Annotated in this window: 12 protein-coding genes; 6 read left to right on the top strand and 6 right to left on the bottom strand. The window is 71.9% G+C overall.

All coding sequences use genetic code 11. The features are described 5' to 3' along the window. Positions 1-211 precede the first annotated feature (211 nt). Positions 212-625 carry a hypothetical protein gene (locus tag HG543_RS44400; protein WP_169351016.1) on the bottom strand — a complete coding sequence of 138 codons (414 nt, stop codon included), beginning with the start codon at positions 623-625 and terminating at the stop codon, positions 212-214. Positions 626-727: 102 nt separating this feature from the next. Then, a complete protein-coding gene (locus HG543_RS44395) occupies positions 728-2,248 on the bottom strand; it encodes a Do family serine endopeptidase (protein ID WP_169351015.1) in 1,521 nt (506 codons plus the stop codon). A 572-nt stretch (positions 2,249-2,820) separates the two neighbouring features. On the opposite strand from HG543_RS44395, the gene HG543_RS44390 reads away from it, so the two are divergent. From HG543_RS44390 to HG543_RS44380, 3 genes are all read left to right on the top strand, one after another. Then, positions 2,821-3,291 carry a response regulator gene (locus HG543_RS44390; RefSeq protein WP_169351014.1) on the top strand — a complete coding sequence of 157 codons (471 nt, stop codon included), beginning with the start codon at positions 2,821-2,823 and terminating at the stop codon, positions 3,289-3,291. A gap of 69 nt (positions 3,292-3,360) precedes the next feature. Then, positions 3,361-4,263 carry a WG repeat-containing protein gene (locus tag HG543_RS44385; RefSeq protein ID WP_169351013.1) on the top strand — a complete coding sequence of 301 codons (903 nt, stop codon included), beginning with the start codon at positions 3,361-3,363 and terminating at the stop codon, positions 4,261-4,263. Between the two features lie 21 nt (positions 4,264-4,284). Beyond that, positions 4,285-5,082 (top strand): glutaminyl-peptide cyclotransferase, encoded by a 798-nt coding sequence (locus HG543_RS44380; RefSeq protein ID WP_169351012.1) that lies wholly within the window; start codon positions 4,285-4,287, stop codon positions 5,080-5,082. Here the strand turns inward: HG543_RS44380 and HG543_RS44375 are convergent. Together HG543_RS44375 and HG543_RS44370 are read right to left on the bottom strand one after the other, a co-directional pair. Next, positions 5,079-6,446: a sigma-54-dependent transcriptional regulator gene (locus HG543_RS44375; RefSeq protein ID WP_169351011.1), complete on the bottom strand. Its 1,368-nt coding sequence runs from the start codon at positions 6,444-6,446 to the stop codon at positions 5,079-5,081. The genes HG543_RS44380 and HG543_RS44375 overlap by 4 nt on opposite strands. Continuing rightward, positions 6,446-7,906, bottom strand: a complete 1,461-nt coding sequence (locus HG543_RS44370; RefSeq protein WP_169351010.1) for an ATP-binding protein — start codon at positions 7,904-7,906, stop codon at positions 6,446-6,448. Before HG543_RS44370 ends, HG543_RS44375 begins: the two co-directional genes overlap by 1 nt. A gap of 506 nt (positions 7,907-8,412) precedes the next feature. Between HG543_RS44370 and HG543_RS44365 the strand changes: the two genes are divergently transcribed. After that, positions 8,413-9,621: a hypothetical protein gene (locus tag HG543_RS44365; protein WP_169351009.1), complete on the top strand. Its 1,209-nt coding sequence runs from the start codon at positions 8,413-8,415 to the stop codon at positions 9,619-9,621. 10 nt (positions 9,622-9,631) lie between these two features. Further along, a complete protein-coding gene (locus HG543_RS44360; protein WP_169351008.1) occupies positions 9,632-10,780 on the top strand; it encodes a tetratricopeptide repeat protein in 1,149 nt (382 codons plus the stop codon). A 96-nt stretch (positions 10,781-10,876) separates the two neighbouring features. Here the strand turns inward: HG543_RS44360 and HG543_RS44355 are convergent, their stop codons facing one another. Together HG543_RS44355 and HG543_RS44350 are read right to left on the bottom strand one after the other, a co-directional pair. After that, positions 10,877-11,434, bottom strand: coding sequence for a metal-dependent hydrolase (locus tag HG543_RS44355; RefSeq protein ID WP_169351007.1), 558 nt, complete (start codon positions 11,432-11,434; stop codon positions 10,877-10,879). 48 nt (positions 11,435-11,482) lie between these two features. Next, on the bottom strand, positions 11,483-11,713 hold the full coding sequence (locus HG543_RS44350) for a hypothetical protein (RefSeq protein ID WP_169351006.1): 231 nt from the start codon (positions 11,711-11,713) through the stop codon (positions 11,483-11,485). Between the two features lie 181 nt (positions 11,714-11,894). Between HG543_RS44350 and HG543_RS44345 the strand changes: the two genes are divergently transcribed. Next, positions 11,895-12,413, top strand: coding sequence for a MarR family winged helix-turn-helix transcriptional regulator (locus HG543_RS44345; RefSeq protein ID WP_169351005.1), 519 nt, complete (start codon positions 11,895-11,897; stop codon positions 12,411-12,413). The last annotated feature ends 22 nt before the right edge of the window (positions 12,414-12,435 follow it).

Genomic DNA, 12,435 nt, shown 5'->3' with positions numbered 1-12,435 from the left:
GGGCTTCCCCCCGGCGGGGGTGGGCTCGGCGGGCACGGCGCGTGGGAACCCTCCCAGCGCCGCCCGCATGTCTGGCAGCGCGGCACGGCCCGGCACTCTATGTCAGGTGGTCGGCTGAATCAGAATCCGGCGGCTGGCCGCGTGCAGACCCGGTGGGTCGGCTCCTACCGCGCCGCCCTCCTGGCGTGCGAGCCCCGGTGCCGGGTGCGACTCAAGGGCAATAGGGGCAGGTCGGGATGCCCGGGCTGTCCTCCTTGAGCTGCGCGTAGATGCGGCAGTTGTCGTTGGCTTCCGAGGTGCGGCCCTGGCAGCGGTAGTTGTAGGCGGCCTGGCAGAAGACGGAGGACTGCGGGTCCGCCGTCGGCCCCGAGTAGGGCTTGTCGCAGGCCCCCGACGTGCCGCCGCACTCGGAGACGTCGTCCTTCAGCTCCGAGTAGGAACACGCGCTCTCCTCGCCGTAGGCGGAGCAGCTGTTGTCGCTCGGGCACCACTTGCAGGAGCTGGCGACGTACTCGCTCGCGCAGCCCGCGCACGTCGAAATCTGGGCACAGACGTCCTCCTCGGTGCAGGAGGAGAGACCGAGGGACAGCACGATGAGCGCCAGCAGCGGGATGAGACGGGGCATGGGGGACTCCGGAACCCGGGTGAGCCCCGGAGTCTTGTCCGCGCATGTCCCACAATCAATGATTTCAAATTAATCCAGAATCGCTGTCCGGAGTGCCGGGCCTCACGGCACCTCGACCGCGCGCAGCACGGTGGTGTCCGAGTTGGGGGCGCGCACGCGCAGGAGCAGGGCGGCGCCGGGCTTCGCGGCGTTGACGGCCTTGGCCACGTCCTCGGAGGAGGAGACCTTCTGGTCCCCCACCTGGACGAGCACCATGCCGGGCACGAGGCCGCCGCGCTCCGCGGGGCTGCCGGGCTCCACCGCCATTACCCGCACGCCGTCCTGGGCGTTGGCGAGCTGCACGCCGATGCGGCGCGGGGCGGCGGCCGTCGGGCCGTTGCGCGGGGCCACCTCCTCCTCGCCCTCCATGGCGGGGCGCGTGCCCAGCGTCACGTCCAGCGTCTGCGCCTTGCCGCCGCGCACCAGGTCCACCTTCACGCGGCTGTCGGGACGCAGCTGGCCCACGGCGCGGGTGAGCGCGCCCGCCGAGTCCACCGGCTTGCCGTCCACCGCGGTGATGATGTCCTCCTCGCGCAGGCCGGCGCGCGCGCCCGGGCCGCCGTTGTTGATGCCCGCCACCACCGCGCCCTTCGTCACCTCCACGCCCAGCGCTCGGGCGATTTCCGGCGTGAGGTCCTGGATGGACAGGCCCAGCCAGCCGCGCCGCACCACGCCCGTCTCCTGGAGCTGCGGCAGCAAGTTGCGGATGAGGTTGCTGGGCACCGCGAAGCCGATGCCCGTGGCACCGCCGATGATGGCCGTGTTCATGCCCACCACTTCGCCCTTCATGTTGAAGAGCGGCCCGCCGGAGTTGCCGGGGTTGATGGCGGCGTCGGTCTGGAGGAAGTCGTCATAGGGGCCGGCGTGGATGTCGCGGGCGCGCGCGGAGAGGATGCCGGCGCTCACGCTGGAGGCGAGGCCGAAGGGGTTGCCGATGGCCATCACCGCGTCGCCCACGCGCAGCGCGTCCGAGTCACCCAGCGGCACGGAGGGCAGGTTGCCCGGCGCGTTCTTCATCTTCAGCAGCGCCACGTCGGTGAGCGGGTCGCGGCCGAGCACCTCCGCGTCGAAGGCGCGGCCGTCATCGAGCTTCACGCGCACGATGTCCGCGTCCTGCACCACGTGGTTGTTGGTGAGCACGGTGCCGGCCGGGTCGATGATGAAGCCGGAGCCCGCGCCCTGGCGCGGCGGCGTCTGTCCCTCGAAGCCCATGCCGGGCGGCATGCCGAAGCGCTCCGCCATGCCGGGCGGCAGGCCGCGCATGCCGGCGATGCGGCGGGGACGGGCCTGCACCTCCACGTTGACCACCGCGCCCTTCACCGCGTCCACCAGCGGCGCCAGCGAGGTGAGCGTGCCCGGCGTACCCGAGGCCGCGGGGCTGTAGAGCGCCTGCTGCGCGGGGACGTTGGGGGACGCGGTGGGCGTGGACGGCGCGGCGGCCTTCACCGTGTTGGCGGTGGAGGCCATCGCGGAAGGTGCCGGCTGGGAGGAGCCCAGGGCCTGTCCACCGCAGGCGCCGAGCGTGGCGGCGGGGAGGAGGGCCAGGGCGCTGAGGAAGCGACGCGAAGGGAGCGAGCAGGCCATGTTCGTTCTCCAGTGAGAAGGCCGGAGGGAGTGCTCCGGCCGGAAGGGGTGAGAGGCTCGGTTCGGGCGCGGGGCGACGCACGGCGCGTCCCACCTTGGAGGGGCTTGGCGTGATGTCCTCCCGCGGGCGTCCCCCGACTCCCGCGGTGGTCAATCAGTGCCTGGGGCTCATCGTGCGAGGCCCCGCGCCCGAACCGATGCCGGGTGACATTGCAGGTCGTGGGCCAACGCCTTTCGCGAGGGGCTTCCCCTGGGGTGGAGGCGTTTTGGGGCCGGATGCCCCGGAAGGCGCGGGGCAAAGTGCCACGAGTGGGGCATTTCTCCCCGGGGCAGGTCGCCCCACGCGGGGCGTGCTGCCGGGCAGGGGAGGCCTCGTTCGTGGCGCTGCGCATCCCTCCTCATATGCGGGAGGCGAAGCAGGGCGAATGGGGATGCGCCTCGCGCTCCGGAGCGCGCATGGCATGGAGGATGCTCCTGGTGCCTGGGCGTGCCTGTCAGTGCCCTGGCTCCCTCTGTGGGAGGAACGCGGGTGATGGACGGGCCCACCACACCACCACCAGGGAGCCACATCGATGGGGCCGGACGACAGCATCGGAACGCAGGTGGAGACGCGGAAGGGTTCGCTCCCGACGCGCGAGTGGGTGACGCGTGGGAGCGCGCCTCGCATCCTCGTGGCGGAGGACCAGGTGGAGATGCGCACCCTGCTGCGGCGCGCGCTGAAGCGCCGGGGCTATGACGTGGTGGAGGCGCCCGACGGGCCGGGGCTCATCAACGCCATCGTGGACGGGCTGATGGAGAAGGAGACGCAGGTGCCGGACCTCATCGTCACCGACGTCCGCATGCCCGGCTTCTCCGGCATGGAGGTGCTCGCCCGGCTGCGGCGCGAAGGGTGGACGACGCCCGTCATCCTCATCACCGCCTTCGGCGACGCGCAGCTCCACGACGACGCGGCCCTGCTCGGCGCGTCCCGCGTCCTCAACAAGCCCTTCGCCATGGAGGACCTCTGCGACGCGGTGGAGGCCCTCGTCCCGCCGCGGCGCTGAAGTCGCGCGCGCGGGGCCGCTGTCCGCGCGTGCCAATGGGGACGAACCGGGCTATAGGGCGCGCCCCTCATGAGCGTTCGCCATGGCTACATCGATGTATCGGGAGCGTTCGTCATCCCGAGCCCGCACGGGAACCTCTTCCGCTTCAACGAGGGGCTCGCGCGCATGCCCGTGTCCGGGGCTTGGGCGTTCATCGACCCGAAGGGCAGGGAGCGGCTGCGCGTGGAGCGTGCCTTCACCGGCTTCTCGGATGGGCTCGCCCTGACGGGGGAGGGCTTCATCAACCCGAAGGGCAAGGTCGTGCTGCCGGTGCGCTTCCTGAACAACTTCACGCGGTACGTGGTGGGCGGGAAGAGCTACGGCCACGTGGGCCTCTTCGGCTCCGGGCTCGCCCCGGTGACGCCTCCCGGGGCGAAGGCGTCCAGCGCCTTCATCGACAAGAAGGGCGAGGTGGTGCTGGACGGCTTCGGCGGCGGCATGGTGGAGCGCTTCGTCGACGGCAAGGCCCGGGTCCATCTGAAGACGCCTCCCAAGGGAGAGGTGAGCCGGCTCATCGACCCGAAGGGCCGTTGCCTCGCGAGCTACCCGTTCAAGAGCATGGGCTCGTTCTCCGAGGGCCTGGCGCTCGCCCACAAGGCGAGGAAGCTCGGCTTCGTGGACGAGGCCGGGGCGTGGGTGCTGGAGCCGGCGTGGTCCTCCTGGGAGCGGGACCTCTCGGAGTGCCGGTTCTCCGAAGGACTGGCGCCGGTGAAGGTGAAGGGCCGGTATGGCTTCATCGACCGGAAGGGGACACAGGTCATCGCTCCCCGGTTCAAGGCGGTGGTGGGGGGATTCTCGCAGGGCGTGGCCCCGGTGAAGGAGGACGGTCTGTTCGGCTACATCCACCCGGACGGGAGCTGGGCGATTCCGCCGCGGTTCACTTCCGTCCAACCGTTCGCGCACGGACTCGCGGCCGTGTCGCTTCCCGCCTGAGCCATGGCTAGGTTCACCTCCATGCGGAAGTCGTCCTGGGTGTTGTCGTTGTACGCGCTGGGCGCGAGCGCGAGCTGTGCCCCCGCGCACCGCCCCGTCGCGGAGCCCCCCGAGGGGGTCGCGCCCGTGCGGAAGGTGGCGCGCATCGTCGCCGCGTATCCGCACGCGACGGACGCCTTCACGCAGGGGCTCGTCTTCCACCAGGGCCAGCTCTTCGAGAGCACCGGCCACCGGGGCACGCTGCGGCAGCTCTCCTTCGAATCGGCGCGGCCGGTGTGGATGGAGTCGCTCGGCGACATCTTCACCGAGGGGCTCGCCAGCGACGGCGAGCGCCTCTACCAACTCACCTGGACGGAGGGCCTGCTCTTCACGTGGAGCGGCACTCCGCCGCGCCGGGAGCGCACCACGCGCTACGCCGGCGAGGGCTGGGGCCTGTGCTACTGGGACGGCAAGCTGGTGCGCAGCGACGGCAGCGCCACGCTGACCTTCCACGAGCCGGGCAGTTTCCAGGCGGTGGGCTCCGTGGAGGTGACGCTCAACGGCCAGCCGCAGGAGCAGCTCAACGAGCTGGAGTGCGCCAACGGCGTCATCTACGCCAACGTCTGGCACAGCTCGAGCGTGCTCGAAATCGACCCCGCCACCGGCAACGTGCTGGCCGTCATCGACGCGTCCGACCTGGTGCGCGCGGTGGCGGCGGAGCTGCGCAGCGAGGAGGCCGTGCTCAACGGCATCGCCGTGGAGCCGGGCACCGGCCGCATGTTCATGACGGGCAAGCTGTGGCCCCGCCTCTTCGAGGTGCGCCTGGAGCTGGCGGACTAGGGCTTCTTCGCCTCGTCGTCGCGCTCCAGCTTCCGGTACAGCGTCTTGCGGTCCACGCCCAGCACGCGCGCGGCCAGCGTGCGGCTGCCGCCCACCGCCTCCAGCACGCGGTGGATGTAGCGCCGCTCCACCTCCTCCAGCGTCACCAGCTCCGACGGGTCCGTGTTCTCCGGCACCGCCTTGGGCTGGCTGTAGTTGCGCACGCGCTCGGGGAAGTCATCCACGGTGAGCTGCTCGAACGAGGTGAGGGCCACCGCGCGCTCGATGGAGTTCTGAAGCTCGCGCACGTTGCCCGGCCACCCGTAGGCCAGCAGCCGCTGCGCCGCCGCCGGGGACAGCCCCACCACGCGCTTGCCGGTGCGCGCGGCGTACTGCTCGATGAAGCGCTGCGACAGCGCGAGCACGTCGTTGCCCCGCGCCCGCAGCGGCGGCAGCTCGATGCCGATGACGTTGAGCCGGTAGTAGAGGTCCTCGCGGAAGCGGCCCTCCTCCACGGCCAGCTCCAAATCCCGGTTGGTGGCCGCGACGATGCGCGCGTCGAAGGGCACCTCCGTGTCCCCACCCACCGGGCGCACCGTGCGCTCCTGCAGCGCGCGCAAGAGCTTGGGCTGGAGCGTCATCGGCAGCTCGCCCACCTCGTCGAGGAAGAGGGTGCCGCCGTTGGCCTGGACGAAGAGGCCGGTGCGCGCGGCCTTCGCGTCGGTGAAGGCACCCTTGGCGTGGCCGAACAGCTCGCTCTCCAGCAGCGCCTCCGGCATGGCCGCGCAGTTGATGGCCACGAAGGGGCCGTCCTTGCGCCGGCCGCGCGCGTGCACGGCCCGGGCGGCCACCTCCTTGCCGGTGCCGCTCTCGCCGGTAATCAGCACCGTGGAGTCCAGGTCCGCCACGCGGTCGATGAGCGCGTACGCCTGCTTCATGGCGGGGCTGTCGCCCACCACCGCGTCGCCCACGTCCCGGCGGCCCAGCTCCTGGCGCAGCCGGCGCACCTCGTTGTGCAGGGCGCGGTGCTGCACGGCGCGCTCCAGCACCAGCACGAGCGCGTCCACGTCGATGGGCTTGGTGACGAAGTCGTACGCGCCCGCGCGGATGGCGGCCACCGCCGTCTCCAGGCTGCCGAAGGCCGTCACCACCACCACGGGGATGTCCGGGCGGTTGAGGACGATGCGCTCGCACAGGGCCAGCCCGTCCATGCCGGGCATGCGCAGGTCCGTCAGCACCACGTCGAAGTCCTCGTCGGCGAGCCGCGTCAGGGCCTCGGCCGCGGAAGGCAGCGCCACCGGGGTGAAGCCCCGGCGGGTCAGCCCCTTCTCCAGCATCACGCGCATCTCGCGCTCGTCCTCGACGACCAGGACGCGGCCCGGCATCAGTGTTCTCCTCGCGGCAGGTAGATGGAGAAGCAGGTACCGCGTCCGGGCTCGCTGCGCACGCCAATCCAGCCCCCATGGTCTCTCACCAGACCGTAGGACACGGACAGGCCCAGGCCCGTGCCCTCGCCCACGTCCTTGGTGGTGAAGAAGGGCTCGAAGACATGGGGCAGCACGTCCGCGGGGATGCCCTCGCCCTCGTCCTCCACGTCCAGCCGCACGTAGTCGGCCTCGGCGCCGCCCACGCCTTCCGGTGGCACGACGCGCACCTCGGCCGTGCGCACGCGCACGGTGCCCGGCCGCTTCATGGCCTGGAGGGCGTTCATCACCAGGTTGGTGAGGACCTGCTGCACCTGACCGCCGTCCACCTCCAGCGTCAGGCCCGCGGGGACCTCCTGCTCCAGGGCGATGCTCTTCTTGGAGGCCATGGGCCGCAGCAGGGAGAGCGAGCGCTCGACGAGCCCCTGCACGTCCTCGGGGGCGCGGTGGGGCGCGCGGCGGCGGGCGAAGTCCAGCAGCTGGCGGATGATGCCCGTCATGTGCTGGGCCTGCTGGGAGATGATGTTGGCGGACTCGGCGACCTCCTCGCCCTCGGCCTCGCCGGTGGCAATCATCTTCGCCCGGCCCATGACGACGTTGAGCGGCGTGCCCAGCTCGTGGGCCACGCCGGAGGCCAGCTTGCCCACGGTGGTGAGCCGGTCCGCGTGCCGCAGGTGCTCCACCGCGGACAGGCGCGCGGCCGTCTCCGACGCGAGGCGCGAGCGCGTCTCCTGGAGCTGCTCGCCCATGCGGTTCATGGCGTCGGCCAGCGTGGTCAGCTCGTCGTGGGCGCGCTGGGGCAGCCGCACGCGGGCGGTGAGGTCGCCCTGGCCGATGCGGTGCGCGAGCTGTACGAGCTGGTCCACGGGCTCGCCCACGAGGCGGCGGCCCATGGCCATGGCGGCCACGAGGAAGGCGAGCACCATCGCGGCGGTGGCGGCGATGGTGCCCACGACGACGGTGCGCACGTGCTGGCGCTGGTCGCCCAGCGACTCGGTGATTTCGATGGCGCCCAGGCGGGAGCCGAGCCGCACCGGCGTGTACGAGTGCAAGAGGCCCGGCTCGGGGCTCGGGTCCACCATGGAGCCGTCCTTCCCGCTGCGCAGCGTGGCGAGCAGGCGCGGCGGGAAGCCCGCGAGAGGAGGGGTGCCGGGGCCGCCGTCGAGCCACACCCAGCGCAGGGCGACCTGCTCCTGGAAGCGGTTGGACTCGTGGAGCAGGGTGAAGGCCTCCCGCTCTCCGGCGAACTGCCACGCCTTGCCGATGGAGCCGGCGAGCGTGTGGCCGAGGAGCCGGTGGTCGAGCTGCATGTCGAGCGCGGAGCGCTCCAGCTCGCGGCGCACCTGGACGTACTGCAGGCCGGAGATGACGGCGACGGCGAGCAGCACGAGGGCGAGGGTGAACTTGCGGGCGAGTCTCACGGGACGCCTGGAATGAGAGCACCCCGGTCCGTGGGCGAGGGGGGGAGCGTCACGGACCGGGGCAGAGGTACTCACAACGTACCGCGAGTGCTGCGACAAGGGAGGCGGAAGCACCGTCACCGGCGCTCGTCGTACGCCGGGCGGGCCACGCCGTCCCCACTCGGGGCTAGAGCATTCCCCGTGCCAGGGGCCTTCCAGAGGAGGCGCGGGGCGAAAGGGCCCGGCGGAGTGGGGCACATTGCCCCGGACGGGGCAGGATGCCCCGCGCCCGAGCTGTCTCCTGCCTCACCGGCGCCGTGTCCCACGGGGAGGGCCTCGTGACGTCGGCGCGGTGCCCTCGGGGACGGGGGCCGCGTCGCGGAGTGGGTCGTTGCCCCGAAGCGCGTCGTCCCCGCGACATCCCCGGCTCGGGGCGACGTGGCCGCGCGGGGACGCCTGCGCAAGATGTGCGCGTCGCTGCACGGCCGCGCGAGGTGGGAGGGGACGCGGCGGGGGGTGAAGCGCTCGTGAAGAGGAATCCACGCTGGTGGCTGGCCGCGGGCCTGGCCTGTGCCGTGTTCGCCACGGCCTGCAAGTGCGGAGACGCGGGGGAGGAGGCCGGCCCGGGGACGGGTGGCAGCGGCGCGCCCCCGCCCCTGGCCGAGGACACGAAGGACGTCGACGGCCAGGAGGTGACGCTCGAAATCGTCGAGGTGCTCACGCGGCGCGAGGGCGCGACGACGCCGCAGACCTCGTTCGTCACCCAGGAGGAGATGGTGGCGCGCGCGCGGGTGCGGGGCGCCGCGCCGGGACTGGAGAAGCAGATTCGCTGGGCGGTGAAGCCGGTGGGCACGCACACCGGGTCCCCCACGCCCGCCGAGACGACGGGGCCGGAATTGGCGTTCCGCGGCAGCTCGGCGCTGCCCCTCACCGGCAGCCGCGAGCCCAACCCGCCGCTGGAGTACGAGGTGGTGGCCACGCTGGACGTGGAGGGGCGCACGTTGGAGGCGAAGCTGCCGCCCACCACCTTCATCCGCCAGGAGGAGGCGGACATCCTGCGGCAGGAGTACCTGGACTACGGCACGTCCTTCAGACCCACGCTGACGCAGGTGCGCGTGCCGGGACGCAGCACCCTCAACCGGGGCAACTACTCCGTCATCGTCGAGGAGAAGCCGGGCGAGCTGGACCGGCTGTTGAGGGACGTGGAGCGCGAGGTGAACCGCCTCCTCAACGACGACGTGCAGGTGGTGCCGGTGGGCAAGGCGGCGCCGAGTCCCATGTCGCTGGTGGTGTCCCCCGGCCCGTCGGTGCTGATGCTCGGCCCTCTGGGCGACACCGAGCCCCAGGGCGACGACGTGTGCGCCGGCGCGCGCATCAACGGCGGCTGCGCGGGCGGCATCCGCGCGGGGCCCAACCGCATCGCCGACACGCGCGCCAACAACCGCGACACGCGGGTGACGCTGGAGCGAATCATCACCAGCGCGTACCGCAACCCGCAGCGCAACAAGTTCATCGGCTCGGGCACCATCAACAGCCGGCACACGCGGGGCATGGCGTTGGATTTGGACCCGCGAAGCCTGAGCATCCCCGGCAAGGACGCGCGCCAGCTCATGTGCGTGGTGGAGCTGGCGGGCATCCGAGTCGCGGGCGAGCCGAACAGCTTCAGCGAGAACGGGCCGGTGACGTTCCTCGACTGCAACGACCCGGCGGCGGACCACGTCCACATTCAGCGGTGAGGAGGCGTGTATGAGGACTTCGCTTTGCCTTCGAGGCATGTGGGGGACGCTGCTCGCCGTCCCGGTGATGGTGTGGGCCCAGTGGGCCCAGCTCATGGCCCCGCCGCCCGGCACGCCATCCCAGCCGCCACCGGCCGCGCCGACGCCATCGGTGGCCGCGCCCGCCGCGCTGCCCGAGAGCGCGAAGGAGGGCATCCGGCTGGCGCAGCAGCACTGTCCCTCCGACGGCTTCGACAAGGAGGGCTGCGACAAGGCCATCCGCCTGTTGCAGGAGGTGGCGCGCACGGACCCGGACAACGCGGACGTGCAGCTCGCGCTGGCGCAGGCGTACTGGAACTCGTCCTACCGCGAGTCGCCGCAGGCGCGCACTCGCGGGGAGTTGCGGCAGCGTGCGCTCGGCATCTACCAGAAGCTGGTGGACCGGGACGTGAAGGACGCGCGGCCGTACTGGGAGCTGAGCCTGCGGCAGAAGAACGAGACGCAGCGGCTGCCGCTGCTCAAGCGCACGGTGGCGCTGAACCCCAAGCACCCGCAGGCCAACAAGGACCTGGCCCAGGCGGAGCTGGCCGAGGGCAACGTGGACGCCGCGGTGAGCAGCTACCAGAAGCACCTGGAGGTGAGCCCGTACCGGGACTCGCAGGACGCGATGGACCACCTGGCCTTCGCGAAGCGGCTGGAGGGCGTGGGCCGACCGGACGCGGCGGAGCGGGTGGCGGAGCGGGTGTCCGGGCTCGTCGAGGGCGAGCGCCGCGCCACGCGCTGCGAAATCTGGCGCTCGGTGGACCCGAAGCTGTACCAGGGGAACACGCAGGTGGCGCAGCGGGTGCGGGCGCTCTTGCCGTACTGCACGCGAACGGAGGACCTGGAGCGCGCGGCGGAGCTGGAGCGGCAGGGCCGGGTGGACGAGGCCATCGAAGCGGCGAAGCGCCAGGTGGCGGAGAACCCGAAGCCCGAGGGCTCGTACGTGCTGCTGGAGCGGCTCTATCAGCGCAAGGGGCAGTCGGCCCAGGCGGCGGAGGTGGCCGTGCGCCAATTGGAAGAGGACGGGGACGCGCACGAGCGCTGCGAGCGCTTCCGGACGCTCGCGCCGGCCACGGTGCGCGCCATGTCGAAGGAGCGCGTGCGGGCGCTGCGGCGCGCGTGCCGGATGCCTGAGTGAGCGGAGTGGTGCCGCTCGTGGAGGCTTGCAGGCGGCGACATCCCGCGCGGGTGATGGCCGCGTGGCCGGCGCGGTGCCTCGCGTTGGGCGTGGAGGTCAGCTCGCCGCTGGGGGCGTCGTCGGTCCGTTCGCTTCCACCTCGCCGAGGAACCGGCGCCGCAGCGTACGCGTGACTTCCGCGTCCCACCGCGCGGAGAAGACCTCCACGAACGTGCGCCGGAAGCGCAGCGCGCACGCGAGGCACGTCAGCGTGACAGCGAGGCCAATGACGCTGTTCTGCCACGAGGCGAGGTCCCACTGCCCGTCCCAGAACCACTCCCGCATGCTGGTGGGCCACCAGTAATGGATGGGCCAGCCGGGCCCGCTGCCCGCCAGGTCGCAGACGATGTGCAGGTGGAACGCCAGGAGCGACAGCCCCGCCACCCAGGCGCGTTGGCGCGCCAGCGCCGTGCACACCGCCACGGTGACGAACGCGCCCACGTACCCGTGGAAGAGGACGTGGTGATAGCGCCCGTACCACTCCTCGCCTGCCAGCAGCGTGAGCCCGTCCAGGTCCGGAGCCAGTCCGGCGCAGGTGACGAGGATGCGGTCCCTGCGCTCGCGCAGGCCCTGGGCCGCGAGCCACGCGAGCTCGCCATGGACGATGGGATTCATGGCCCGCGAGCGTACGCCGTCAGCGTCGCGCGCGCCCCGAGTCGGGCCTCACCCCACGCTCGGAGGGCGGCGGCGCAGGCCCAGCAACTCCAGCGTGCGCACCGCCACGTCCACCAGCGTGGACGCGCATGGGTAGCAGCCCCCGCCGCAGCACTCCGGCCACTCCTCCTCCGGTGCTCGCAGCAGCGGGTACACGCAGCCACGCAGCGAGTCCGGCAGCCCGGCCTCCTCGCACGCGCGCCGCAGCGCCGCCTGCACCGTGGGGTCCTTCACATCCACACGGCTTCCATAACGCCCGGGACCCCTGCGTGAAGCCTGTCCCCCAGCATCCAGCCAGCCGGGCCCCCGCCATCACGCCAGGGCGCGCGGCCCCTCGCGAAGAGCCCACTGACTTCTGGGTTGCCAAAATAGTTAGGGGCCTTATTGTAAGGCCACTGTGGCTGCTCGTCCTTCATCCTTCATGTCGCTTCCTCCGGTGCCCCGCTACGACCGGCTGCAAGCGTTGGCCAAGCGTTTTCCCCAGCTCGACCTGAGCGCCATCGACACGTGCATCTCGATGCTGCACCTGGGCCACAGCCTCACGGGCGCCTATGACGCGCACCTGTCGCGGCACGGGCTGTCCATGGGGCGCTTCGTCGTCCTCGTCCGCCTGTTCTCCATGGAGGAGGTCGACACCGGGCGCAGCCTCACGCCGGCCGAGCTGGCGGAGAGCGCCTCGGTCAGCCGGGCCACCATGACGGGCCTCCTGGACACCCTGGAGAAGGACGGCCTCATCTCCCGCCAGGACCACCCCGAGGACCGCCGTATGTACACGGTCCGCCTCACACCCAAGGCGCGGCAACTCCTGGAAGGGATGCTTCCGGACCATTACCGCCGCCTCTCCGCGCTCATGGCCCCCCTCAGCGAGGCCGAGCGCTCAACCCTCCGAGAGCTCCTCGCCAAGGTCGCCTCCGGCATCCCCGCCCTCCGCGACCCCTGAACCTGTCTCTTATACACATCTG

The sequence above is a fragment of the Pyxidicoccus fallax genome (assembly GCF_012933655.1).
Lineage (GTDB): Bacteria > Myxococcota > Myxococcia > Myxococcales > Myxococcaceae > Myxococcus > Myxococcus fallax.
This window is presented reverse-complemented; position numbering and strand designations above follow the sequence as displayed.